This is a genomic window from Brumimicrobium aurantiacum, assembly GCF_003402975.1.
Taxonomy (GTDB): domain Bacteria; phylum Bacteroidota; class Bacteroidia; order Flavobacteriales_D; family Crocinitomicaceae; genus Brumimicrobium; species Brumimicrobium aurantiacum.
The window spans coordinates 116,117-141,731 of the sequence record NZ_QURB01000003.1; the positions used below are offsets into that span (position 1 = coordinate 116,117).

25 protein-coding genes are annotated in these 25,615 nt (G+C 34.0%); 14 read left to right on the plus strand and 11 right to left on the minus strand.

The features are described 5' to 3' along the window. Nucleotides 1–5: 5 nt before the first annotated feature. The 4 genes from DXU93_RS06320 to DXU93_RS06335 all read right to left on the minus strand — a co-directional run bounded on the left by DXU93_RS06320 (nucleotide 6) and on the right by DXU93_RS06335 (nucleotide 3,141). Nucleotides 6–902: a hypothetical protein gene (locus DXU93_RS06320; RefSeq protein ID WP_116880434.1), complete on the minus strand. Its 897-nt coding sequence runs from the start codon at nucleotides 900–902 to the stop codon at nucleotides 6–8. Nucleotides 903–1,029: 127 nt separating this feature from the next. Further along, a complete protein-coding gene (locus DXU93_RS06325) occupies nucleotides 1,030–1,560 on the minus strand; it encodes a c-type cytochrome (RefSeq protein ID WP_123776064.1) in 531 nt (176 codons plus the stop codon). A 51-nt stretch (nucleotides 1,561–1,611) separates the two neighbouring features. After that, entirely contained in the window at nucleotides 1,612–2,376 is a 765-nt protein-coding gene (locus tag DXU93_RS06330; RefSeq protein WP_116880436.1) for a hypothetical protein, read from the minus strand. A gap of 534 nt (nucleotides 2,377–2,910) precedes the next feature. Beyond that, a complete protein-coding gene (locus DXU93_RS06335) occupies nucleotides 2,911–3,141 on the minus strand; it encodes a FeoA family protein (protein WP_116880437.1) in 231 nt (76 codons plus the stop codon). A 146-nt stretch (nucleotides 3,142–3,287) separates the two neighbouring features. Between DXU93_RS06335 and DXU93_RS06340 the strand changes: the two genes are divergently transcribed. The 7 genes from DXU93_RS06340 (at nucleotide 3,288) to DXU93_RS06370 (ending at nucleotide 9,090) form a co-directional block, all read left to right on the plus strand. Then, nucleotides 3,288–3,638 (plus strand): hypothetical protein, encoded by a 351-nt coding sequence (locus DXU93_RS06340; RefSeq protein WP_116880438.1) that lies wholly within the window; start codon nucleotides 3,288–3,290, stop codon nucleotides 3,636–3,638. A 198-nt stretch (nucleotides 3,639–3,836) separates the two neighbouring features. Then, the gene (locus DXU93_RS06345; protein WP_116880439.1) at nucleotides 3,837–4,316 is read left to right on the plus strand and encodes a hypothetical protein; all 480 of its coding nucleotides are present in this window, start codon (nucleotides 3,837–3,839) and stop codon (nucleotides 4,314–4,316) included. A gap of 120 nt (nucleotides 4,317–4,436) precedes the next feature. Continuing rightward, nucleotides 4,437–4,793, plus strand: coding sequence for a hypothetical protein (locus DXU93_RS06350; RefSeq protein WP_116880440.1), 357 nt, complete (start codon nucleotides 4,437–4,439; stop codon nucleotides 4,791–4,793). Between the two features lie 117 nt (nucleotides 4,794–4,910). After that, nucleotides 4,911–5,534, plus strand: coding sequence for a 7-carboxy-7-deazaguanine synthase QueE (locus DXU93_RS06355; protein WP_205679237.1), 624 nt, complete (start codon nucleotides 4,911–4,913; stop codon nucleotides 5,532–5,534). A 3-nt stretch (nucleotides 5,535–5,537) separates the two neighbouring features. Continuing rightward, complete coding sequence (locus DXU93_RS06360; protein WP_116880441.1) at nucleotides 5,538–7,559, plus strand: OmpA family protein; 2,022 nt, start codon at nucleotides 5,538–5,540, stop codon at nucleotides 7,557–7,559. Then, nucleotides 7,556–8,512 (plus strand): geranylgeranylglycerol-phosphate geranylgeranyltransferase, encoded by a 957-nt coding sequence (locus DXU93_RS06365; protein ID WP_116880442.1) that lies wholly within the window; start codon nucleotides 7,556–7,558, stop codon nucleotides 8,510–8,512. Before DXU93_RS06360 ends, DXU93_RS06365 begins: the two co-directional genes overlap by 4 nt. An 8-nt stretch (nucleotides 8,513–8,520) precedes the next feature. Then, complete coding sequence (locus DXU93_RS06370; RefSeq protein ID WP_116880443.1) at nucleotides 8,521–9,090, plus strand: Maf family nucleotide pyrophosphatase; 570 nt, start codon at nucleotides 8,521–8,523, stop codon at nucleotides 9,088–9,090. Nucleotides 9,091–9,098: 8 nt separating this feature from the next. On the opposite strand, the gene DXU93_RS06375 is transcribed toward DXU93_RS06370, so the two are convergent. Together DXU93_RS06375 and DXU93_RS06380 are read right to left on the minus strand one after the other, a co-directional pair. Beyond that, a complete protein-coding gene (locus DXU93_RS06375; protein WP_116880444.1) occupies nucleotides 9,099–10,031 on the minus strand; it encodes a J domain-containing protein in 933 nt (310 codons plus the stop codon). Continuing rightward, the gene (locus tag DXU93_RS06380) at nucleotides 10,028–11,020 is read right to left on the minus strand and encodes an AMP-binding protein (RefSeq protein WP_116880445.1); all 993 of its coding nucleotides are present in this window, start codon (nucleotides 11,018–11,020) and stop codon (nucleotides 10,028–10,030) included. The genes DXU93_RS06375 and DXU93_RS06380 overlap by 4 nt, the downstream gene beginning before the upstream one ends. A gap of 120 nt (nucleotides 11,021–11,140) precedes the next feature. Between DXU93_RS06380 and DXU93_RS06385 the strand changes: the two genes are divergently transcribed. Then, complete coding sequence (locus tag DXU93_RS06385) at nucleotides 11,141–11,569, plus strand: thioredoxin family protein (RefSeq protein WP_116880446.1); 429 nt, start codon at nucleotides 11,141–11,143, stop codon at nucleotides 11,567–11,569. A 51-nt stretch (nucleotides 11,570–11,620) separates the two neighbouring features. Here DXU93_RS06385 and DXU93_RS06390 read toward each other — a convergent pair whose 3' ends face one another. Then, the gene (locus DXU93_RS06390) at nucleotides 11,621–13,906 is read right to left on the minus strand and encodes a CotH kinase family protein (protein ID WP_116880447.1); all 2,286 of its coding nucleotides are present in this window, start codon (nucleotides 13,904–13,906) and stop codon (nucleotides 11,621–11,623) included. Nucleotides 13,907–14,049: 143 nt separating this feature from the next. Here DXU93_RS06390 and DXU93_RS06395 point away from each other — a divergent pair, with 143 nt between their 5' ends. After that, nucleotides 14,050–14,847, plus strand: coding sequence for a hypothetical protein (locus DXU93_RS06395; protein ID WP_116880448.1), 798 nt, complete (start codon nucleotides 14,050–14,052; stop codon nucleotides 14,845–14,847). Nucleotides 14,848–14,855: 8 nt separating this feature from the next. On the opposite strand, the gene DXU93_RS06400 is transcribed toward DXU93_RS06395, so the two are convergent. From DXU93_RS06400 to DXU93_RS06410, 3 genes are all read right to left on the minus strand, one after another. Further along, complete coding sequence (locus tag DXU93_RS06400) at nucleotides 14,856–15,941, minus strand: CaiB/BaiF CoA transferase family protein (RefSeq protein ID WP_240623431.1); 1,086 nt, start codon at nucleotides 15,939–15,941, stop codon at nucleotides 14,856–14,858. Between the two features lie 167 nt (nucleotides 15,942–16,108). Next, the gene (locus DXU93_RS06405; RefSeq protein ID WP_116880449.1) at nucleotides 16,109–18,190 is read right to left on the minus strand and encodes a TonB-dependent receptor; all 2,082 of its coding nucleotides are present in this window, start codon (nucleotides 18,188–18,190) and stop codon (nucleotides 16,109–16,111) included. 207 nt (nucleotides 18,191–18,397) lie between these two features. Continuing rightward, nucleotides 18,398–19,651: a PQQ-dependent sugar dehydrogenase gene (locus tag DXU93_RS06410; RefSeq protein ID WP_116880450.1), complete on the minus strand. Its 1,254-nt coding sequence runs from the start codon at nucleotides 19,649–19,651 to the stop codon at nucleotides 18,398–18,400. Between the two features lie 173 nt (nucleotides 19,652–19,824). On the opposite strand from DXU93_RS06410, the gene DXU93_RS06415 reads away from it, so the two are divergent. The 5 genes from DXU93_RS06415 (at nucleotide 19,825) to DXU93_RS06435 (ending at nucleotide 24,264) form a co-directional block, all read left to right on the plus strand. Then, the gene (locus tag DXU93_RS06415; RefSeq protein WP_116880451.1) at nucleotides 19,825–20,283 is read left to right on the plus strand and encodes a hypothetical protein; all 459 of its coding nucleotides are present in this window, start codon (nucleotides 19,825–19,827) and stop codon (nucleotides 20,281–20,283) included. A gap of 91 nt (nucleotides 20,284–20,374) precedes the next feature. Beyond that, nucleotides 20,375–20,872 (plus strand): TrmH family RNA methyltransferase, encoded by a 498-nt coding sequence (locus tag DXU93_RS06420; protein ID WP_116880452.1) that lies wholly within the window; start codon nucleotides 20,375–20,377, stop codon nucleotides 20,870–20,872. A gap of 159 nt (nucleotides 20,873–21,031) precedes the next feature. After that, the gene (locus DXU93_RS06425; protein ID WP_116880453.1) at nucleotides 21,032–23,143 is read left to right on the plus strand and encodes a Tex family protein; all 2,112 of its coding nucleotides are present in this window, start codon (nucleotides 21,032–21,034) and stop codon (nucleotides 23,141–23,143) included. A 106-nt stretch (nucleotides 23,144–23,249) separates the two neighbouring features. Continuing rightward, nucleotides 23,250–23,774 carry a methyltransferase family protein gene (locus DXU93_RS06430; protein WP_116880454.1) on the plus strand — a complete coding sequence of 175 codons (525 nt, stop codon included), beginning with the start codon at nucleotides 23,250–23,252 and terminating at the stop codon, nucleotides 23,772–23,774. An 85-nt stretch (nucleotides 23,775–23,859) separates the two neighbouring features. Next, entirely contained in the window at nucleotides 23,860–24,264 is a 405-nt protein-coding gene (locus DXU93_RS06435; RefSeq protein ID WP_116880455.1) for an MFS transporter, read from the plus strand. Between the two features lie 61 nt (nucleotides 24,265–24,325). On the opposite strand, the gene DXU93_RS06440 is transcribed toward DXU93_RS06435, so the two are convergent. Then, nucleotides 24,326–25,504: a proline dehydrogenase family protein gene (locus DXU93_RS06440; RefSeq protein ID WP_116880456.1), complete on the minus strand. Its 1,179-nt coding sequence runs from the start codon at nucleotides 25,502–25,504 to the stop codon at nucleotides 24,326–24,328. Nucleotides 25,505–25,615 lie beyond the last annotated feature (111 nt).

The following is a 25,615-nucleotide window of genomic DNA, read 5'->3' on the forward strand; positions in this document are numbered from 1 at the left end:
GGCTTTTAGTTTTTACGGTTAAAGTAAATGGTGTATCTTAATTGGTGACTCGCCATTTGGAAATCTTCAAACTTTCCTGGTGCATGAGCAGCTTCCCAGACATAAGATATACTTCGTGCATTTCCGTTGGATAAAAATTTGATGAATTCTACTTCAGTGTTGAAACGATAACCATTTAATGACCATTGATAATTCGCAAAAGCCCATTCAACAGCTCCGGTTTCGGTTCCATTTATTTCACTGTCATAGGTATAAGCATAGCCTGGTCGGTAATTAAAATTAAGCACCCCAAAATTAAATGCCAGTCTTAACTGACGATAAGCAGGCTTAAAGTTCAGTTTAAATAATTTTAAATCAATTGTTTTTACTTCTCGACGAACAAAATCTTTTCTCCATTGTACTGCTCCCATTAAATTGGTAAAGTTTTCCATTCCCATGGCGTTGTTTTCTAGACTAGGATTTCCACGGACATTTTGTGTTGATCGAATGGCTCCTCCAATTTTAAAATTACTGCCTTGTTTTGACCATGCTTGTAATTTCCATAAACGTTGATATCTCATGCCGAAATTCGCAAAACCCGCCAATTGATTTGGTTGAATTAAACTACTTTGGGGTGTACTTGCAGTTTGAGCGCTTATGCCCATGCCCATTTCGAAAATACGTTCTTTTTCATCATGATTTCTGAGCCATGCAAGGTTTAAATGAAGTCCTAATCCACTATAGAATAATGGAGAGGTAGCAAAGTCTCGATAAATAGGATTGGTTAATCCAACGGAGTAGTTTGTATAGTGCTTCGGACTCGGTAGTAGTAAGATGGCAATGGTATCTTGTTTGTTCTGCGAATAGCTTTTAAAGCTTATCGTTGCAAAAAGAAAACAGAGGAAAAGGATTGTTTTATTCATATGTTTAGAAATATTCAATAAGCTAATTTAAGACAAAATATTGAAGTTAAAAGCACCAAAAGTAATAGCGCTTGAAAATGTGAATTTAAGAAAGTGAGTCATATTAAAATCGATTATCCTTTCTCTTTTAGTTCCTTACTTTTTTAAATGATTTTAAATACGCGATTAAAGAAATGCCTTCAGATTTTTTAAGGTCAAAATTTTCATCAGCGTTAATTTCAGAAAGAATTTTTGTGGATTGTTCATTTAAAATGGTCCAAGCAGTTTCTAATTCTATTTTTAGGTTGTTGGAGTTGATGATTGCATTAAGTTGGTCTTTTGTTAATTCATTTGAAAATAAATGATCGAAGCTAGGCATTCTCGTTCCTGGATTAACACTTTGTGGATCTTGAATTAATTGAGTGAGGTAAACTGAAGATCTTGCTTCACCAACTCCATCAATGCTTTTTTTAAAGAACTTTTCATCTTCTATATTCAACACGTGACAACGGTCGCATCGTTGAGTTTTGTAAATTTCTTTTCCGTATAAGGCTAAAACATTATCGCTGTTTTTTAAATTATCAAAAGAGGAAATATTTTCTTCAACTTTTAAATTTTGGATGGCATATAAACTAAGCCCCAATAAAAGAATTGATAAGTTGTAAACCGAATTTCTCATTAGTGTTAATTTGAATGCTGTCAAGATAAGAATGAAAAATGATTTCTTCAATTAAAATCCAGTTGTAAATAAATTTCGAGCCCCTTTAATACCACATTTTTGATATTGATTATACGATTGAGCTGCTCTTTCATCAATTTGAATTCCGGTTTCATTATTTACATATCCTTCAAGAGCACCATCTAATATATAAGCTTCAGGAGCCATCAAGTGCGTTGTCCAAAGGAGTGGATTTGCATTTGCATTGCGAACATGTGTTTTAAAATAGGACTTTGAGTAGCAACCTAAAATGATGACATCTTTTTGGGTTGTCGTTTTTGTGAATTTTGGCTGAACATTGAAATCCATTAACCCATTATGACCTATATAAACCAATAAATCTGATTTCCCTCCAACTTGAATTTTCTTATTGCTCACTGTTATAGTTTCTGGTAGTTGCCCATTTACACTGAGTAAAAAACTTTCTGTACAAGACTTGATATCACTACCACGATAAGCATCCGCCAATAAATAAACATCTTTCGTTTTATGTTTAAATAAAACACGGTCAAGTATCATCGGATTTTTCGAAGGAATTTCTTGAACAAGTTTCCAATCTTGAGCTCTTTTATCAAAAAAGCTTCTCATTCCATACATAGCACCCCAATATAAATTTGTTTCAGGTTTAGAACCGTCACCAATAGATTTCGGAACAGGAACGATGCCTTGAGAATCATTGTCACAAAGTGCGACAAAAACATGAATTACTTTTTCTTGAGCACCTAGATTGATAGATGTAAAAAGGAATAATATTGTAATTAATGTGTTGAATTTCATTGTTCTGATTTATAGTTGAGTACAATATAGTTGAAACGAAATTAATATGCAAGAAGTGAGTGTAGATGAATTTTGTACTCCCCAAAACAGTATTGAGCAAGAGTAGTGCGTCTTGAGGTGTTCAACTTCCATAGTTTAACCTTAAAAAAGAATGAAAATCTTCAGTTTCTCGGACGCGCATAAGAAAACCACGTTTGGGACCCACATGGCTTCATCCTTTCTGAAAAAATTATAGTGTTTGAGAACGACGGTTTGTACAAGTAATTACGAATTGTGTACTCCCCTAAATAGAGTTGACCGTTTTGTTTTTAATCCACCACAAAACAGTATTGAGCAAGAGTAGTGCGTCTTGAGGTGTTCAACTTCCATAGTTTAACCTTAAAAAGTAAACCAAAACGTAAGTCCTTAAAAGAAAAGTTTTTGTGATTTCACTTCTCCGTTAGCTGATGGAAATACAGCCAGAGGGAATTAATTTCCATCCCTAGGAAAAGGAGGGGAAGTTGAAACAAATAATTTTAATGAGCGTAAATACCGTTAATTTGAACGAACCATAATATTCATAGCATCAGCAAGTCTGAGGCTAATTGCGAAATCATTTAGTCGAATTGCAATAGGGTCGCCAAACGGTGAAATGGACCGAATTTCAAAAGGTGTACCAGGGGTTAATCCCATTTCAAGTAAACGTTGGGCTACATTACTGTGTTTAATTTCAGTGATGATTCCGCTAGCTCCTTTTTTTAAAGTGGTAATACTTCTTTCTTCCATGATGCAAAAATAGAACCATCCGGTTCAAGGGGCAATACCCTAATCTCGGTATTTTGAAACTGGTGAAAAGACATTCAATGTTAAGATTTTGATAATTAATTCAATTGAATTTGTTTCTCTTTTATTTTTGTAATGTGAAAACATTGATGAAAAATATCTTCTTATTGCTTATTGTGGCGGTGTACAGTTTATCTGTTTCGTCAGCTGTAAATACGCTTCAATTAGAAAATTCTTTTTCACTTCAAGGTACTGAAAAAGTTCATTTTTCAGATTTTTCTAAAATCATATTCCCACAAGTTGTAACTGCAGATGGTCATAATCTATCTGGGGGAAATCAATTTCAGTTTGATGATGATTTAGATCAGTCATTTTTTTCTATTCAATGTTTGAGTCAGCTTTATGGTGAATATAGTTTGAAGGCAATTAAACTATCACGTAATTTTGACTTACAATTTCCTTCAATCGACATCATTTTTCCTTTCCATTATTTTTGGTAAAAGTTTCATTTTATATTGAAGAGTCTTAGGTTATGACTCAAATTATACGCTTCGATTTCCCTTCAAATGCGGTAATCATTTGTGTTTATTATTAGACCAATTGTTTTTTCATTTCAGGAAATATCGTTAAGCAAATCAACAATTATTTTAAATAAAAACTTTTCCGATTTATTCGGAATAATAATAATCTATATAAAAATGGAAACTGGAAATATAATTATAGGAATCGTCTCATTTCTTGCGGTGATTTCACCTTTTATCATCATGTATCAAAAAAGTAAAAAGAAAGAAAAAGAATTATTAAAAAAACTAAAGGAGTATGCTGCAAACCATGATTTTCAAATTGATCAATGGGAAGCAACGGGAAACTTAATGTTAGGGCTGGATGAAGTCAATAAAGTTGGATTTTGTATTGAACTAATCGACGGAAAATTTGAAATTGACCATGTATTACTCAATGAATTGAGTTTTTGTAAGGTAGACAGAGAAAAAAGAACCGTTTCATACCATAATCATCCTGAAAAAGTCACACAAAGCTTGAAACTCTATTTTTATCCTAAACAAAAAAGCGATGAAACGAAATATTTTCGTCTATATGATGAAGAAGCTACTAAACAGTTGAATGGAGAAATAGAACTTTCTGAAGTTTGGGAAAGTAAATTTAGGGCTTTAATCTAGTGCTATATTTTTGTTGTTTCAGAAAATCCCTTTGAACTTTCAAAGGGATTTTTTTTTGCTTAAATGTAGGATAAACCAACCATCTAGGAATTTTAATCGTCTTTTAAGAAAGCAATCGTTATGGAAGCAAAAAATATCAAATCATTAAATTCGGCGGTTTATGTGATGCGTCATTTTGTAGAATTAAGTGCAAGATTGTTACCAATTTATGAAAAAATTACGCGAAATGAACCGCACAGTGTTCATTCAGAGGAAGATAAAAAGAAAATAGATATTGTTTATGAAACTTATAACGTAAATCCTCGCACAAGTGAGTTTCTGCTAGGTTCAAACATCGTAGCATTAATTAAAAAAACCTACGATGTTTTAAAGAATCGATCTCAGCAAAATGAAAAATTAGCCCAAGAACAATTAGAGGCTTTTCAAGAAGAATATGCCAAATTAAAACAAGATTGGTACATTACTTTGATGAACTAAATTAATTACGAATTGTATAATTACAAATTACGAATTCGTGAAAAAATGTACAGAATTCATAATTCCTAATTTAGTTTTCGTAATTAACTTTAAAAGGTTTTCATTACTTTTGATGTAATGGAAGAATCGAATAAATCAAAACGAACATCTTGGCCGGTGATGGAGTCCTTTTATACCATACAAGGAGAAGGTCACTATTCTGGTCGTGCCGCATATTTTATCCGTACAGGAGGCTGTGATGTCGGTTGTGTGTGGTGTGATGTGAAAGAAAGTTGGGAAGCCGAAAATCATCCTGATACCTCTTTAGAAACATTATTGTCAGAAGTTAATACAACTTCGACTGATTTTGTTGTTGTAACAGGAGGTGAGCCAGCAATGTATTCAATTGAAAATTTGGTGATTGCATTGCAAAATGAAGGTAAGGAAGTTGCGATTGAAACTTCAGGATGTTATCCACTAGACGCAAAGGTTGATTGGTATTGCTTTTCTCCAAAGAAATTTAAAAAACCTGTTCCAGAAGCTTACGAAAAAGCACATGAACTGAAAGTTGTTATTTTCAATAAGAGCGATTTTAAATGGGCAGAAGAACATGCTGAAAAAATCAATTCGGAATGTTTTTTGTATCTTCAACCAGAATGGTCAAAAGAGGAACAAATGTTGCCTTTGATTATTGAATATGTGAAGAATAATCCAAAATGGAAGATTTCTTTACAGACCCACAAATACATGAATATACCTTAGGTTATGATCAAAAATATTGCATTAATTTTTACAGTTGCTTTATTGCTTTTTAATAGTTGCGCAACTGCTCAGATGGGTTATGCAACCAAAAGTAAAAAAGCAATAAAACTATATGAGGAAGCAAGACTTGCTCCAGAGAAAAACTTCAACCTTGAGACAGGTCAACCGGATTATAAATCAGGAATAGAATTACTTCAAAAGGCGTTGGATAAAGATGAAAACTTCTTAGAGGCACATCAATTGATTGGTGAGTTTTACCGTGTGACTAATCAACCTAAAGAGTCTGTTTACCATTTCAAGCGTTCCTTAGAAATTAGACCTTCTGCAAATTTAAATGGACAATTGTATATTGATATTAGTGATCAACAATTGATGAATCAAGAATATGAAGATGCAATACGTTATGCTGAATTGGTCTTGCAATCAAATGGTCCATCTGTTCCTCAAAATTTTATCGAAATTGCCCGAAAATTGAGAGCAAATGCAGAGTTTTCAATGGAAGCAGTAAAAAATCCAGCGCGAATTAACCCTTTAAACATTGGTAAAGCAATTAATACAGAACATCCAGAGTATTTTCCGACCATAACAGTGGATGGAAAAACATTACTTTTTACGCGTGAAACTCCAAATAATGATGGTAGACCAAGGGGACAGGAGGATTTCTATTTTTCTACTTTATCAGAAGATAATGTTTGGTCTACAGCTGTTCCAATGCCGCCAAATATCAATACAGAACAAAATGAAGGAGCGCCAACAATTTCTGCCGATGGTAGAACATTGATTTTTGTGGGTTGTCCAGATATCACAGGAAGATATTATGGTAGAAATAGAGAAGGTAAAGGAAGTTGTGATTTGTTCATCACTGAAAGAATAGGAGGAGAATGGTCGAACCCTGAAAATCTTCCAGGTGAAGTCAATACATATAGTTGGGAGACGCAACCGTCATTGTCCGCAGATGGTCAAACGCTTTATTTTATAAGAAGATTCAGTAAACAGCAGCGTTTGAGAAGTGATATTTATCAAAGTCAAAAACAAGAAGATGGTACTTGGGGAAAAGCTGTTCCATTACCAAATAATATCAATACCGAAATGGCCGAGTCTTCTGTAATGATTCATCCTGATGGACAAACTTTGTACTTCGCTTCAAATGGTCATGTTGGAATGGGTGGGACTGATATTTATATGTCCAGAAAAGATCCTTTAGGAAATTGGGGGAATCCGATTAACCTAGGTTCACCGATTAATTCGGTAAACAATGAAAATTCATTATTAGTAGGTCCTGATGGTGAAATTGCTTTTTTTGCTTCTGATCGAGATGGTGGAGAAGGAAGATTAGATATTTACTTTTTTGAATTGCCTGAAAAATACCGTCCAATCAAAACAACATATTTTGAAGGTTTGGTGTATGATGCAACAACAAAAAAGCCATTAGAAGGAAAGTTTGAATTGATTGATTTGTCAACAGGGAAGCAAGTGATTTCTTCCGAAGCTGACGCGGTAACTGGAGAATTTCTTGTGGCATTGCCTACACAAAAAGAATATGCTTTAAATGTTTCTTATCCTGGTTATAACTTCTTTTCAAAAAACTTCGACATGCAATCGACCAAGGACGAAGCATTCCAAATGGAAGTCCCTTTAATTCCTTTGGAAAACGAGCGCCCTGTACTTTTAGCCAATGTGTTCTTTGATCTTGGAAAATCGACTTTAAGAGAAGAATCTTTTGTTGAGTTAAATAAACTGGCAGAACTACTCACTGAAAATGAGGATATCAAGATTGAAATTGGCGGACATACCGATACTAGAGGTGATGCTCAAGACAATCAAGAGCTATCAGAAGATAGAGCAGAATCTGTTTATGATTATTTAATTCATAAAGGAATCGAAGAAAGTCGATTGACTTACAAAGGTTACGGTGAAGCCCAACCGATTAACTCCGATGAAGAAATTGCTAAGTTGACCGATGAAGTAGCGAAAGAAGCGGCACATCAAGAAAATCGTAGAACTGAATATAGAATAGTAAAATGATTCATTTTTTAAGACTTATTCGTCCCGTTAATCTTTTGATTATTGCTGTAACAATGTACAGCTTTGGCGGATACTTGGATTATGTTTACCTCGATGAAAGTCAAGGAGAAATGTTGATTCAGACCTTTAACTTTTTCCTTCTTGTGCTCTCAACTGTGATGATAGCGGCTGCTGGAAATATCATTAACGATTATTTTGATGTTCGCGCTGACCGTATTAATCGACCAGAGCAAACCATCATAATGAAGCATATTAAACGCCGATGGGCAATAGTTTATCATTGGATTTTAAACTTCGTGGCTTTCGGAATTGCAATTCATTTAGGCTTGGCATCTGATACTTTTTGGTATGTGTTTATTCATCTTTTATCTATTAATTTACTTTGGATTTATTCGATGCAATTGAAAAGAACATTGGTGATCGGAAATGTAGTGATTGCACTATTAACAGCTTTAGTTCCAGTCCTTGTTGGAATCTATTATCAAGATATTTTTAGAACCGTAATTTTAGAAGAAGCCTATCCTTTTCATCTTAATAATTATCAATATTTCCCTGTTTATATTGGTTTAGGATTAGGCCTATTTGCTTTTATTTTAAATTGGACAAGAGAAATCATCAAAGACATGGAAGATGTGGAAGGAGACAAGGTGTTGAAAGCCCGTACAATTCCAATTGTGTATGGATTACAAAAAGCACGTAATATTTCTATTTTCTTTATTTTGATTACGATGACATTGACAGTGCCAGTGGTTTGGTTTTGGAAAACAGGATTTGTAGTTGGAATGGCATTGTTGCCTTTAATTTTAAGCGCATTTTCTGCAATTTTTTCAATGCTCATTTTGTTTAAACCATTGTCTCCAAAAAACATTAAAATTGCAGACCTCGGAATAAAACTTACCATAATTTTTGGAATGATTTTACCATTATTCTGGATCTTTCAAATCTTAAATTAATCTCATTTATGTTTTCAAAAAAAATCATTTTAGGCTCTTCTTCACCACGTAGGAAGCAGTTAGTAGAACAATTGGGTGTAAATTGCGAAATCCGTAAAAAGGAAGTTGAAGAAATATTTCCCGAAAATATGCCACATCATGAGGTTCCAGAATACCTTTCAAAGTTAAAGGCTGAACCATTAAAGTCTAGTATCATAGAAAATGAGGTTTTACTGACTTCGGATACCGTTGTCATTCTTAATGGTAAGATATTAGAAAAACCAGCCAATCGGGCGGAAGCTATAGAAATGTTAAGTCAATTGTCAGCAAACATAAATGAAGTTGTGACTGGTGTTTATCTATTTAGTAAGAAGAAAGAACACTCCTTTTCTGTGAGTACCAAAGTATATTTTAAGGAATTGTCTGAGGAAGAAATTATCTATTATGTGGATAGGTTTAAGCCTTTTGACAAAGCTGGAGCCTATGGAATTCAAGAGTGGATTGGAATGATAGGTGTCGAGAAAATCGAAGGTTGTTTTTATAATGTAATGGGCCTACCAATGCATGATTTGTGGAAGACACTAAATCAAAATTTTTAATCTAGCTTTTATAAAATCCCCAAAGTAATTATGTGTGCCCATCTGTCATTGGATAGCATCAGTAATAAAATAATGATTGGCCAAGCATACATTGTGGTGTGATAACATATACTGAAAATCATTGTGCGATCTTTAATAAAATAAGTAAACATTGGGAAGAGTAGGATGATAGGAATCCATGGAAAGGAACCTATTAGACTATAGTCAGGGACATAATAATTCCATTCATTATTTCTCCAATATTTGACATATTTAATGTCCTTCATTAGTAAGCTTCGTTCGAGATACATGAAGTGTCGATCTGCTTTTCCTATAAAATCTAAAGAAACCCATGCTTTTTGTCCGTTTTCGAACATCACAGGTGAAGTTTCAGAACCATTACTTCCTGCATAAGAAATATGAATATTCTTTTTCTGAATATTCGTATGTATTGTTCTTGTAGGAAGATACAATAGGTCAATCGTAATCAAAAAACAAAGTAGTGAACTCACAATGACTACAGACATAAATTGTTTCCACCTTTTACCAGTCGTTATATTTCGGAAATATTTTTCATTCTTTTCAGCTTCCTGACGTTTCATTCGCTCGTAACGTGCTCTTGCCGATTTTACTCTTTCTTCTTTATCGTTATCTTGTGTACCCGATTGACGACGGTAATTGGTGCTTCTTTGTTGGGTTCTTTGTCTCGATCTTGTTGTTCGAGTAGATCTATAACTTGTATTTTGTCTTCGTTGAGTAGATCTTGGATTGTTGGCTTGCTCTAAAGCCAGTAAAATATTATCATAAGCTTCCGTTATTTGAATAAACTTACTTTTCGCTTCAGGAGAAGGATTTCTGTCCGGATGATATTTCATTGCCTTTTTGCGATAGGCACGTTTAATGATCTTCTCATTTTTGGTTGGAGGAATTCCCAATAAATCGAAATAACGTTTGGTACTCATAAAATCTCAGTAGTTGTTTTGTTTCGGTCTATTTTACCTGAAGCCGTTTTGATTAATGAAGGAATGAAAAAGTAAGATTTTGGGCATTCATACCGATCTAAAACATTTTCAACTTTCACTTTCAAGTCATCCTCATTTAATTTCGTTGTGCCGATGAATATTACTTTACTTCCCAGTTTTTGGTCTGGAATCGAACTAATAATGAAATCTGTTGAGTGAATAGTTTTAGCTATTTTTTGCTCTACTTTTTCAGGATGTATTTTCACGCCACCAGAATTAATCACAAAATCTGCTCTTCCCAACCAATGAAATCTTTTTTCATCAATTAACTCTACGATATCAGTGGTTTTTAGATCCTTTATTCCGAGAGATTCATTGTTAATGACCAAACAATCCTCTTCTGTTGAAAGTCGAGTTTTACCAATTGCACAATAAGGTTCGTCTTTATTTTTTAAATTTTTTAGCGCAATATGAGAAACGGTCTCCGTCATGCCAAAAGTAGCATAGGCACTACATTTAAAGTTTTGAATTTTTTCAATTAACTCATCTGATACAGGAGCACCACCAATAATAAGGTGCTTGATTAAATTGAGTTTTTCTGGATTATGTTGTAGCGTTTCTTCCACTTGTAATGGAACCATTGCTACAAAATCTATGTTTTGGTTTATTGATTTTAATGGATTACTGCTTACTTCGGTCACCAATAGCTTTAGATTAAATTCTAATGCGCGAACAATCATCATTTTCCCTCCAATATATTGAGAAGACATGCAAAGTAGAGCGGTAGAACATTTATCTAATTTTAAAAACTCACCCGTCATTTTTGCTGAAGCACTCATTTTCCATTTTGGAATATCAATCTTTTTTGGAGGACCTGTTGATCCTGAGCTGAATTGGGTAATTGAAGTCTCTTCATTTTTCCATTGACTTATAAATTGCTTTACCTCCAAAATTGCATTTGAAGATGGATCTAAATTTTCGATTTGCATTTTATACAATTTTAGGCATGAAGTTTGACCTTGTTTTTAGAAATCTTAAGTTTATTTATAAATTCAAATATGCTGATTTTACATTTAAAAATGTAATTTTAGTTTAACAAAAATAACAATATGAAATATTTCAGTTTAGTAGCCATCATTTTCGCTTTAATCACCTCTTCTTTTATTTGGATGCCAAATGAAGAGAAAACAGAAGGTATTCAGTTTGAATCTCTCACCTTTGAAGAAGCTTTAAAAAAAGCAAAAAAAGAAGATAAATTGATTTTCCTTGATGCTTATGCTGTTTGGTGTGGACCATGTAAAATGTTGGATAGAACTACCTTTAAAAATAAAGAAGTTGGTGATGTATTTAACGAAAACTTTATCAATCTAAAAATTGATATGGAAAAAGGAGAAGGACCAGCAATAGCAAGAAAATATCAAGTTCGTGCTTATCCAACTATGTTTTTAATCAATGCAAATGGAAAAGTAGAAAAACGAATTTTAGGATTTGTAAAAGATGAACAGTTACTTTCTGAAGTAGAAAATTTTATTGATTAAAGGATTGGTAAAAAACGTTTAGTAAGGATAATCAAATTGGTTATCCTTTTTTTATTGAACAATAAATTTGAACTGCTGGACGTAAAACTGTGAATTCAGCATAATGATGTAAGTTCCACTTCTCAAAGAAGATAAATTAAATAACTTTTCGGTTTTGTATTCTATTTCAATATTTGATTCAGAATGAACAATCTGGCCTTGCAGATTTGCAATTTGTATTGTTGCGTTTTCAATATCTTGCCCATGATTGTAAAGTAGGAAATTTCCATTATTTGGGTTAGGTGCCAAACTCACCTGGTCTCCCGTATAAGCGATTCCATTACAATTGAAAGAAAAAGTTTCGAGGTTAAAAAACTCCATTAAGTTACTTTTGACAGAACAAGGTCTTTCTTGCAAAAATTCAAGAACATTTTTATCTGTTTCATCCAACCATACCTGCTTATTTGGAGGGAAATTCCACCTAGAGACATGATCATTAATTTCAGGAGCATACAACGATTTAATTTTTAAGTATTTTGCCTTCGTTTCAAGAGGGTCAAAACTTGTTTTTAACAATTCTACATATCGATTGATGAATTGAGCTTTAAATTTTTTGTTTTTGAGTAATTGACGAAATAAAAAAGTAGGTGATTTCCAATCAGGAGCACTCGAATTGGAATCAACTTTTGTGGCATATTCTAACATGTTGATGTCGCTATATCCAGCGTCAAGGTCATAAAATACCCAACGCCATTTCCCATCTGTTTTAGCTTTCCATAATTTCATGTTATTGGCAGGCCAATCATAGTTTGCAAAGAATAATTCTGCAATTGTATAATCGATATAATTATCCATATCAATTTTTGTTTCTACGTAGTCGTAATGAGTGTTGATGGATAAATCATTTTGGTCTATATAATTTAATAAATCTGTATAATCCGGATGACTAGATTCTTTGAATTCTACATCATCTTTATCAATGCCATGAAGATACTCAATGTATCTCTCATCAATTCGATCTCGCATGGTGTGAATTCCCCAATATTCTCCATTGAGGTAAACAATGACGGGTCTGTAATCTTGATAGTCGATGTTTAAATTTTTCGATATTTCATGAGCTAAAACATCTTTGATAATGGTAGGTGTGTGCCATCCGCCCATTGTTGTTCTTAAAATAAATCGCTTGTATTCACTATGTTCTCTTTGAGGGAATATTTGATAATCGAAATGTTTCTTTCCATATTCTTGTCTAGCGTATAAACGCAAAGATTTTTGTGATGCTTGTCGTGTCTTTCCTCCATGAATTCTTATGCCCGCATCCTGTGAAAAGGCGGTTAGTCCATTTTGATCAAAATACGCAATGTTAACAGACCTTTCCCAGTCATCACCACTATTGAAATAGTTCCCACTCCATTCTGGATTATTTTCATCGTAATATATTCCAGGAACATAAATTCCTGTATCGGAATTGAATAAATTGCCTTCATGAGTAATTAAGGAAACAATAGGCATGGTGTATTTTTGATGAATTTCCTGATCTACAAAAAAGCTTTTACTGTAAATATCACTCGATAGTACACCGTTTTTATAGGAAGCAAATCTAATGATGGTGGCTTTGTTAACTTCTTCTTGAGGTGATTCCCAAGCTTTATAACTTATTTCTTCTTGTAAGGGAGTTGTTGGAAATTCTGTATAATAGTTTGGGTCGCCATCTCGATAATTTAAGAAAATCGAATCATCGAAATAGTAATCGTTGTCAGTTGGAATTGAACCATCTAAAGTGTAAAAAATTGAATCTTGATTTGTTGTTTTCAATTTTAAATAAAATGGTTCAGTGTAAAAGCCTTGTTGGTGTGAAGAAAGAATTGTATTCGCATAATTATTGGAAGTCTTCGGCGAAGGATTGTCAATGATTTGGTGTTGTTGACTTCCATCTGGTACCTTTCCATAACTTTGATCTGTATTCAGTGATATTGGATTGATTTGGTCAATCAGATTATTCATGTTTGAATAAAGGAAAATTCCTTCACCAGCTGAAGATATTTTAAAATTGGTATGTAATTCTGGAAGATTGTGGATGTCCTTATCTGAAGCGAAAATCAATAAGAAGTCATTTGGTGGTATAACCACGTTTGGAAAAATCCACTGTTCTGGTTCGTTATGATCATCTGTTATGGAGTAATTCATTAAGTTGATTGGGACATTCGAATTATTGTATAGCTCTATCCAATCGCTATAATCTCCATCAATATCCTGGATTGTCGAATTATTTGAAGACATTATTTCATTGATTACAATGTCTTGACTATAACAACTTAGTGCAAATAGCAGGGCAATACATGAAAGTTTAAGCTTCATTATTTTGTTGGTAATGTGATGGATGAAAATGTTTTTACAAACTTAATCAATCTTTAATTATTGCTTTTTTCTTTTCACTCTAGATAACGATACATAAAGAAATTTATTTTTTATTCGTTATCTTTCTTGCCTGATTCGTTATTATGAAAACAAAATACTACTTATTTTTAGTTGCATTTTTAGGGACTTTGCTATTCGAAAGTTGCGCAATTGAAAAAAGAAAACATCTTAAAGGATGGCATATTGCCTTGAAATCGACGAAGAATAATCAAAGTCAAATTTCAAAGCATTCGATTGTTTCAGTAAAACCAATGCCTAAACTCAATAAGGATACATCAGATTTAAGAATTGAAAAGCTTCCGGATGTGTACCAAGCTTCTAATGAAGTTCTTCTTACTTCCGAAATAATTGATATTCCAATTGAACAAAAGTCAACACAAGAAAACGAAGTAAACAATTTAAATCGTTTAAAAATCGAGCATAAAAACTCAAATGTTAAAACCGAGATTACAAAGGTTAACAATGACATTCAATCGAACAATTCCAAGGAAAAACAAGAAGATAAAAGTGAGAAGAAAGGAAGATTTTTTGGTTCATTTCTTGGAGCTTTAGCTGGATTAATTGCCCTTCCTTTTTTATTTGTCTTTAGTTGGGTTTTCTTGAGTGGAGACTATGAAGATGATATTGAATGGATAGCAAGTTCAAAAGATTCAGTTTTTAAAAGTGCATTTAAAAGGAGTTTTAATGGTGTTGTAAAAGTTGGTTTTACTGTATTAACAATTGCCTTAATGCTTTTTGTTGCATCCTTGATTATTGCTTTTCTTTATGTAGAAGCTGGAATAATTGGTGTCATTTTAGGAATAGCAGCAATCGTTTTACTACTTGTATTACTCGCTTATTTATTTGATAAATTCCTGTCTTTTATTTTGCCGGGTTATTAAAACCTTACTTATTTTTTCTCGACTTTAAAAGCTATTCCACTCACACGTTTTGTTTCTATTCCATTGATGTTTTCCTTACGAATCATTTCTTGTGCTGCTGGTGTTTTGAAAACCGCTGCTAAATCTTTTACCTCACCACATGGAACATAGTTTTGATGCATATAATGAAGGATTTCATCAGCCTTGTATTGTTTAACCTTTTCATTAAGTATTTCAAAAAGATCTACTCTGTTTTTTACTCTTTCTTGTGTACTTGAAAATCGTTGGTCCTCCGCAATTTCTGAAATACCTAAAAATGTACAAAGTTGCATAAAGTGACGATGACTCCCAATGGCAAAAGTGATGGTTTTGTGATCTGATGTTTGAAATAATTCTCCGTAAGGTGCAATGTTTGGATGCAAAGATCCAATGCGTTGTGGGACGTGATTATTCATTAAATAGTTAGCGGCCTGATTTACCAATGAACTCACTGCTGCATCGTATAATGAAACACTAATACTTTTCCCTTTGTAAGCTGAATTTCCTTTGCGGTCAAACAATTCAATCAATATTCCTTCTTTTAAATGGTGTGCAGCCAAAACATCGATTAAGGCAATTGGCATTTTAACCGGACCACTTTCAGGAGTGCCATTCATCGACATGATTCCCGTTTCTGCTTGCAGTATCAAATCATAAGCTACACGGTCACTTTTTACACCAAACCCGTTAATTTTCCCGATGATTAACCTTGGATTTAATTCATGGAGTTTTGCATCATATATCTGCAACTTTTCTTGATCACCCAACTTAAAATTCATCAAAACCACGTCTGCCAATTTTACTAACTCAAATAATTGACTTCGATCTTCTGAATTTTTTAGATTCAATTGCTGATAGACTTTCTTGTAGTTGATACTCGAAAAATACGCTGAAATAGCACTGTTTTTATCTTCGTTGGGTAGTTTCCAAGAACGCGTAACATCAGGATGTTCGGGATGCTCAATTTTAATGACTTCGGCACCCAGTTCAGCAAAAAACGAACCGACAGATGGACCCGCCAAAACAGTTGAAAGATCTATGATTTTTAGGTTTTTGAAAATAGCAGAATGTGACATTGAGGATTTGATGATGATAAAAAGTAAAGATAATAAAATTTGTTTTTTTGAACGATACAAATTTTTGATGGCGATATGTTTGTATGGACGATTTGTGTTTTTGATGTATGGGCGATTTGCAAATCGCCCATACAACAAAACAAATCGTTCAAAAAAAATCACCTCTATTAAAACCCAACCTTCACACCTCCATAATAATTTCGTGTTGCAGCAGGATTGAAATAACGGTCTCCATAGGCGTTAATATCATTTCCTAAACTGTATTTTTCATTCAGGAAATTATCAATTCCAGCGAAGAATTCCAACTGTAAACTTTTTGATAATTCCCATTTCCACGTGGCTTTAAGTTGAACCAAATTGAATTCATCAGAAAAGACAGAATTCGCATCGTTAAGTGGCATTGCTGACATGTAATAATGTGAAACGTTTATTCCAATTTGGTGTGGAAACTCGAAGCTTAAAGTGTTGGACCAAGTATTGTCGGGCACTGCAGTTATCTTATTGTTTGAATAATCATTTTCGTCGACTTGATAATTCCCGAAACGGTAATGATTGTAAGTAAATGCTGTTTGGAACTTTAATTCACGTATAAATCCTTTGTCTTTAGGTGTAATTAAATAAGTCCAAACTAAAGCTTCAATTCCTTGTTGATTCATTTCTCCTGCATTCACAAAATACTCAGCTCCACCTTCGTCCAATTGTCTTACAATTCCATTATTCATGTCGTAAAAATAGTAGCCAAGGTCGGCAATAAATCGTCTGTTTGAAGACTCCCAACGTAAACCAATTTCATAATTAATTCCTGTTTCTGGATTTAATTCGGTGTTGATTGTTTGGTCAGAAGAACGCACTTCTGCAATGGTTGGTGGTGAATATCCTTTTGAAATGCTTCCACGAAAAGCAAAGTTTTTGGTAATGAGCAATGAAGTAGCCACACGTGGCATTAAAATATTTCCAAAATCAATTGTTCCTTCTGGATTCGCAACGATAGGATAAAGAGAATTATAATTTATTTTCATATGATTTAAGCCAATCGATCCCTCAATTGTCCAGCGATCAAATAAATTTGTCATTGCACGATAAAAGTAACTCCCTTGCGTATTGTCTAATTCATCTTTGGCTTGCGCGTCTCCTTTTACTCCGCCATTATTGTCGAAATTGTCTATGGCTGCCCATCCTTTCTGACCTTCAAAGCCGAGTTGCATTTCCCATCTAATCTTTGTGTTAACAGTATCTTTGTAAGAAAAGAATGTACGTAAACCTAAGTTTTGTTCCTTACGAAATTCGTAGTTGGTAATGAATGGATTTTCAAAATTGGTATGTGAACCAAAAACGCTTATGGTATGTGATAAATTCTTCGTGATTTTTGAATCGTGCGCAATTCCTCCGTAAAATGTTTCATTGTAAATCCCTGCATCTTGCTCTTCTGCAGAAGGATTTGGTCCAGCTGCAGGCCTAGCCATTGTGGGATGTTCTAAAAATTGAAATTCAGTTAGTCCACCTGGTGATTCGTAATGTAAATCGGAGAACAATGCCAAAACACGCAATTCATTTTTATCTGAATATTTCCATTTGTGTGCTGTTTGGAAGGTGAATTTATTCAAAGCTGATTGATCTCTATAGCCATCCGACTGTGTATACGACTGGTCTACAGAAAAAGAATATTGTTCATTAACTTTTCGCTGCACAGAAAGTTGTTCCTGAAATAAGCCGAATGAACCTCCATTCAATAAAAGAGAAGCTTGATTTTCCTTGACATCAAAACCTTTCGGTTGCAAACGAATAACGCCGCCAGAATTAGCTCCATAAAGTGATCCATCAGGTCCTTTGATTACATGAATGGACGACAAAGAGGCTGGATCGATTAAATTCAAATAGGTATTTCCTCCTGCATCAGTTAATGGAAATTCATCCATGTAAATCTTTGTATTTCGAATTCCGAACGGAGAACGAATCAAACTACCTCGCATTGCCAATCGATAACTACCTGGAGAACGTTGTTCCATCCTGATTCCAGAGACAGTATTTATTGCAGGGAGTAAAGTCGTTGTTCCTTGCGTTTCAATCAGCTCTTTGGAAATGTTTTGCGCCGAAGAAGTAAGCCCTAACAATGGTAATTTGTTGAAATAAGCGAGAATGTCTACTGTTTCAAAATTTGTTGCTTTTACCTTGGGAAGTGAGTCTGATTTCTGTCCAAAAAGAATTGAGAAGGAGAATATAGAGACTGTTAATAAATGGAATTTATACATTTAGAAGGGAGTTTTAAAAAATAGAATAACCGCAAAGCTCACAAAGAAGTCGCAAAGATCGAAAAGGTTTTATTCACCGTTGGTGAATATCAAAAAAGTGAAAGAAATCATATTAATATCGTTTTTTTTGTAGCCTCTCACGGCCGTGAGAGGCTACAAAAAAAACAAACGATGTTTTCCTTTTATAAATGTTGGATTGTAACTTTTCTAATTCGTAATTAAATAAAGTTTCCCGCCATCAGTTATCGTATACAACACACCGTTTTCTCCTTGGATAATATCTCTAAAACGTTCGCCCTCTTCGGTTAAAAGTCTTTCTTCACCAACTACCTTATTGTCTTCAATCACTAATCGGGTAATAAAATTGCTACTCAATCCTGCAAGGAATAAATTGTTTTCCCATTCAGGAATGTTGTTTCCTGCATAAAACGTCATTCCACTTGCTGAAATCACAGGATCCCAATAATAAACTGGCTGTTCCATTCCTTCTTTTTGTTGAATTACTGGATCACCTATTTTAGTTCCAATATATTCTATTCCGTATGTGATTACTGGCCATCCATAGTTGTTTCCTGGTTTAATTAAGTTCAATTCATCTCCACCACGCGGACCAAATTCATTACTCCATAATTCTCCAGTTACTGGGTGGAAAGCTAAACCTTGTGGATTTCTGTGACCATAACTGTAAATTTCGGGTAACGCTCCTTCTTGATCAGCAAACGGATTTCCTTCTACAGCTTTTCCATCTGTTGTGATGTGTACAATTTTCCCTAAGGTTGAACCTAGATCTTGCGCGTAATCGCGTGTTTCTTTGTCTGAACGTTCTCCAACACTTACAAATAAATTCCCTTCTTGGTTAAAAAGAATTCTACCACCGTAATGTAGTTTTCCATCATAAGTAGGAGAGGTGCGGAAAATCACTTGCGCATTTTCAATTGTTTTTTCATCATCGGCTAATTTTCCCTTGGCAACAGCAGTGTGATTTCCTTCTTCCATTTCTTCAGTGAAAGTCCAATACACCATTCTATCATTTTCAAAATCTGGTGAAATCGTTATGCCTAAAAGTCCTCCTTGTGCTCTGTCATCTACTTCTGGTAAACCAGTTATTTCCTCACTTAATTCACCTGTTTCTATGTTTACAATTTTTAAAACACCTTCTTTTTCGGTTACCAATAACCTACCATCTGGTAGTTCAACAGCACCCCAAGGTGAGTCTAGATCTTCAGTAATAACCTTGGCTTGGAAAGGAGTTGTTGTTTTTACACCCGAAATTCTTGTTTGCCCTTCAAAAGCAGGTTCGTAATCTGCATTTGCTTTGTTTGTTTCAACAGGAGGGATAGAATCTTTAATTTTTTGGTTTTCCGAAGTTAAATCTGCTGTATTTGTTTGGGATGTTGAGTTTTCTGAATTGCATGCCATTAATGTTGCTGCAAATAGTAAAGAGGTGTAAATGATTTTCATATTGTTTGATTTTCTATAAAATTAGTTCTTTGCTTAAATATAAGAATTAAAAGAAGATTTTAATGACATAAGCCATTCATTCATATTTATTAGTAATTGAGATATTTTTTTCAAAAAGTAAGTTTACTTTTTATTTTAGTGTATTTTTGCAAAAATCTAATAATTAATAAAATATGAAAAAAGTACTATTATTTTTACTTGTTGTTGTAGTAGCAATAAGCTGTAAAAAAGAAAATCGAATAGAAAGAAATCTTTGGAAAAAAGATGGTGAGTGGAATATAAAAAGCTGGACAGAAACATCAACCTCATCACAATATCCTGAAGATAATTATTCAGAGACTTATGTGAACTTTGGAACATTTAAGTTTAATAAAGATGGTTCAGGTTCCATGACATATAATGACGGGAATTCGGCTTATGCTGAACAGATTACTTATGAAAATACTGAAAATTCATTAACTATTTTTGACAGTGATGGTGATGGGACAATTTTTGATATGACATGGGAAAAGAATGAAATGACTTTGAGTTTAAAAGAGTCAGAAACTTATACAAGTTATGATCCTAATACTGGAGAACAGGTGGTTGTAAATTATACTTATGATGTATCAATTGACTGCGAAAAGAAATAAGTCATCAAGAAAATAATTTTAACGGGGGTCATATGGCTTCCGTTTTTTTTTGTTTTTTTAATTAGAATAAATTGAAACTAGGATTAACAAAATGCAACTCACTCATTACAATACTGAATTTAAAAAACGAAAGTTTCCTATTACATTAGTCTGTGATAAAGTCACCAATTCCCCAAATATTGGAAGTTTATTCAGAACAGCAGATGCATTTGGAATAAGTAAGTTGATTTTATGTGGTGAAGTAAATGTTGGACGTAAAGTGACCAAAACTTCTCGATCAACGGAGAAAACCGTTCCATACGAAATTCATGAGTCTGCAGCTACAGTCGTTGAAAATTTAAAACAACAAGGTGTTCAAATTATCGCCATAGAAATTACCAGTCAAAGTAAAGCTTTGCATACTTATACTTTTGACATTGAAAAACCAATTGCCTTTATTGTCGGCGATGAAAATTTTGGTGTGTCAGCAGAAATCCTCCAAATTGCTGATGAAACCTTGCATATTGAAATGTTTGGTGATAATAGCAGTATGAATGTCGCGCAAGCCACCAATATTGCCTTGTACGAAGTGACAAAACAGTTGGTGTAGATTGGAGTGTGGTGGAAAATAGATGACACGGGACATCGACAAACTCAGTCACCGATGTCAACATTGATTTTATACGGATTTTTTCTTCTAGCCTCATAAATTCAATCGCCCATTCACACATTTTACTATTTTTATCTTTTTCAGAATAGAATCAGATATATGCAAGAAGTAAAATACATCATCAACCAAACGCAACTTCAATCGAAGAACATTGAAGCAACTTTAAAACTCCTTGCTGAAGGGGCAACTATTCCATTTATTTCTCGCTATAGAAAAGAAGCTACTGGCGGACTCGATGAGGTAGAAATCGCTAACATTCGTGATGCAAGTTTACAATTCAATAAAATTACCGACCGACAAGCAACAATAAAAAAGGTCATTGAAGAGCAAGACGCATTAACAAAGGAATTAACTCAAAAAATTGATGCTTGTTTTGACTTGATTGAGCTCGAAGATATTTACTTGCCTTATAAAAAGAAGAGAAAAACAAGAGCTGAGTCTGCCCGTCAACTAGGTTTAGAAGGCTTAGCAAAAATAATCATGGCGCAAGGAAGTCAAGTGCCTAAAGATGCTGCAAATCGATTCGTTAAAGGTGAAGTGAAAGATACTGAAGCTGCTTTGGCAGGGGCAAGAGACATTATTGCGGAATGGATTAACGAAAATGGTGCTGTGCGAAGTCGATTGAGAAAATCCTATGCTAATTATAGTCAGCTCAATTCTAAGGTGATAAAATCGAAAAAAGAAGAGGCTGAAAAATACCGCGACTATTTTGATTATTCTTCCTCTTTAAAAAAGTGTCCATCTTACCGTTTTCTTGCAATATACAGAGCCAATAAAGAAGGTTTTTTACGCATGAAAGTTGTCGTAGATGAAGATCAGATTTTTGACTTTTTACACCGTTTTTATGTCAAGAAGCATTCCCCAATGACCGACCAGATTGAAATGGCGTATGAAGATGCATACAAAAGATTATTGCACCCAGCACTTGAAAATGAAGCTTTGTCGGAAAAGAAAGCCGAGGCAGATCGCAATGCGATTAAAGTTTTCTCTGATAATCTGAGACAATTGTTACTCGCTCCGCCTTTAGGAAAACGACGAATTTTAGCTATTGATCCAGGGTTTAGAACGGGATGTAAAGTGGTTTGCTTAGATGAAGCAGGAGAATTGTTGACCAATGTTACGATTTTTCCTCACGCACCACAACGTGAAACAGACAAAGCAAAAAGTAAAATTTGGCAATTGGTGGAAGCGCATAAAATTGATGCTATTGCCATTGGAAATGGAACCGCAAGTCGCGAAACAGAATTCATGGTAAAACGCATTAAATTTAAAACAGATGTGGATGTTTTTGTGGTTTCAGAAGATGGAGCTTCTGTATATAGTGCAAGTGCTATTGCACGTAAAGAATTTCCAGATTACGATGTGACGGTTCGTGGTTCTGTTTCAATTGGGAGAAGATTAATGGATCCGTTGGCTGAATTGGTGAAAATTGACCCAAAATCAATTGGAGTTGGACAGTACCAACACGAAGTAGATCAAAAATTGTTGAAGGAAAGTCTAGACGATGTGATTATTTCTTGTGTAAACGAAGTGGGCGTAAACTTAAATACTGCCTCACCTTATTTATTAAGTTACGTTTCAGGTTTAGGTCCACAATTGGCAGAAAACATCGTTGAATATCGCAGAGAAAACAATGGTTTTACTTCTCGAAAACAATTGAAGAAAGTGAAACGACTTGGAGAAAAAGCCTATGAACAGTGTGCTGGATTTTTGAGGATTTCTGATGCGAAAAATCCCTTGGATAACTCTGCTGTTCACCCGGAAAGTTATGCTTCCATTGAAAAAATGGCCAAACAATTGAAAATGACGGTTGAAGATTTGATTGGAAATTCGGAAGTGTTAGATCAACTTAAAAAGGAAGATTTTCCTTATATCGATGGTTTTACCTTTGAAGATGTGATTAAAGAATTGAAAAAACCAGGACGAGATCCACGTCAAAAGGTGAAGGTTTTAGAATTTGACAGTACAGTAAAATCGATTGATGATTTGTCAATTGGTAAAAAACTCAATGGAATCGTGACCAATGTTACTAATTTTGGTGCTTTTGTAAATATTGGAATCAAAGAAAATGGTTTAATACACAAATCGAACTTAGCCAATACTTTTGTTGAAAATCCTGCAGATTATATCAAACTACATGAACATGTCAGCGTTGAAGTCATTCAATTGGATGTTGATAGGAAAAGAATAGGATTAAAGCGAGCTGAATAAAATCAGATTTAGTTATGTATATTGTCGATTGAACTAATTTTATCGGGAGAGGTACGATTTGGAAGTTGACGTTACGAATGACTTTTTATTTTATTATATAAAGTATATGAATTCATTTAATAAATTATTTAAACCTACGAAGTCCAAAAATAAATTTTGGATTTTACTCAAAACCTATTTACAAACTTCAATTTTTTGGATCATTTTCTTAGGCATCGTGCCCTTTGGATTAATTCAATTTGAAAGTGAATTTTTTGGATTTATATTTTCGCCTCAAAAAATAATTGCTGTTTTTTTATTTATCAGTTTTAGCTCTCTTGCCTTGTATAGTGCATACATTATGAGCAGCAAAGGAGAAGGTACGCCCTTGCCAATGGATTGTGCGGTTAAACTTGTTAGTATTGGTCCTTATCGAATTTGGAGAAATCCGATGGCTGTGTCTGGAATAGGTCAAGGGATAGCAATTGGAGTGTATTATGGTTCCGTATTCGTGATTGTTTATGCTATTTGTGGAGCCCTTCTATGGCATTTTTTTGTGAGACCCGCAGAGGAGAAAGACCTGCTTAATAGGTTTGGAAAATCCTATGAGAGTTACCAAAAGGCAACTAAAAATTGGATTCCTAGGATTTAGAAAAGTTTATTAATTTCGAAACAAATACTATCTGACATCAAGAATGTTAAACAATCAATATTTATTTTCATTTTAAAAGCACCCAATGGATTACAAAAAAACAATAAAAGAAGCGCAAATTATACATTTAGTAATCACCGGTGTTTTGGTGTTAATTTATGTCTTTCTTGGTGATTTAACTGTTGAAATGTTTAAGATTCCAGAAATAACTTCTGATGATTATTTCTTTATTGCAATACCGATTGTTGCTTTCTTTTTAGGAAACTATCTTTATAGGAGGCAAGTACAGTCTACTGATGAAAAACTGTCTATTGAAAAGAAATGTGAGGTTTTTAAAACAGCCACGATCATGCGTTTAGCAATATTAGAAGGGGCTGCTTTGGTGATTTTGTTTTTAGCACCAAATCTGGTTTTCTTCGGAGCCTTAATCGTTCTAAATGTGGTAATGATGCGTCCAACCGAAGGTCAGTTTCAAAAGGATTTTGATTAAGTAAAATGAAGCCACTTAATATAAATGGCTTACTTCAATTTTTTATTTAATGTTGATGATTTTAAAACGCAGAAAAACCTTTTCTACGTTTCCATTCTCGTGAAATCAAATTTAATTCACGTCCTGTTTGTCCTGCAACAGAAGTGTTTTCATCAGCACGACGCAACAAATAGGGCATAACTTCTTTTACTGGACCATAAGGAACATATTTTGCAACTTGATATCCATGAAATGCTAGGTTAAATGAAATGTTGTCTGACATTCCTAGAAGTTGTGCGAAATAGACACGTTTATCGTTTTTCTCTATTCCATGTTCTTCTAAAAGTTTGACCAACAACTGTGAACTATCTTCGTTGTGTGTTCCACAACAAATTGCACAGGTGTCAATGTTCTCAACCATGTGTTTTATTGCGGTGTTAAAGTCAATGTCACACGCATTTTTGTCGGGCTGAATAGGGTCTAAATAGCCCATTTCAGCAGCTCTTTCACGCTCTTTTTCCATGTAGGCACCACGCACAATTTTACCACCAAATTTATAACCTTCTCGTCGTGCTTTTCTAATTCCTTCTTTAACAATATCTAATCTGTCGTGACGATACATTTGAAAGGTGTTGTAAACAATACATTCCTCCTTATTGTATTTGGCCATCATCGATTCTACCATTCGGTCTAAAGTATCTTGAATCCATGATTCTTCTGCATCAATAAAAATTGGAACTTTTGATTCATAGGCGTAACGACAAATTTCATCAACACGCTTCACCACTTTTCCAAATTCTTCTCTTTCCGCAGGTGTGGGTTCTGCGTCAACGTCATTCATTTTTTCTAATAAACCATGACGAGACAACCCCGTAACTTTAAACACAGCAAACGGTATTGCTTTATTACCTTTAGCTTTTGTAATTGTTGCTTTGATTTCATCTTTGGTTTCATCAAAACCATCTTCTTCTGTTTTTCCTTCAACAGAATAATCTAAAATTGTACCTACATTATTGTCATAAAGAATTTGAATTGACTCATCACAATCATCAATTGTTTCTCCACCACAAAACTGCTTAAAGATGGTCGCCTTAATCATACCTTGAATAGGTAGCCTTAGTTTAAAAGCAATCGGAACCATCATTTTACCTATTTGAACCAGCCAGGACTTTCCTACTAGTTTGAACATAGTGTAAGCGCGTTTAAGGTCTTTTGTAGACTTGTATTTAAACGCAATTTCAGTATTATCAAATGATATCATTTGGCAAATTTAATTTCTAAAAATTTATTAGCAAGCTTTTTTATGCTATGTTGTTGAATTTTTAACTAATGCGCTTTCAGAAGTTAAAAAGATTCAGTTGCTTTGTCTTCT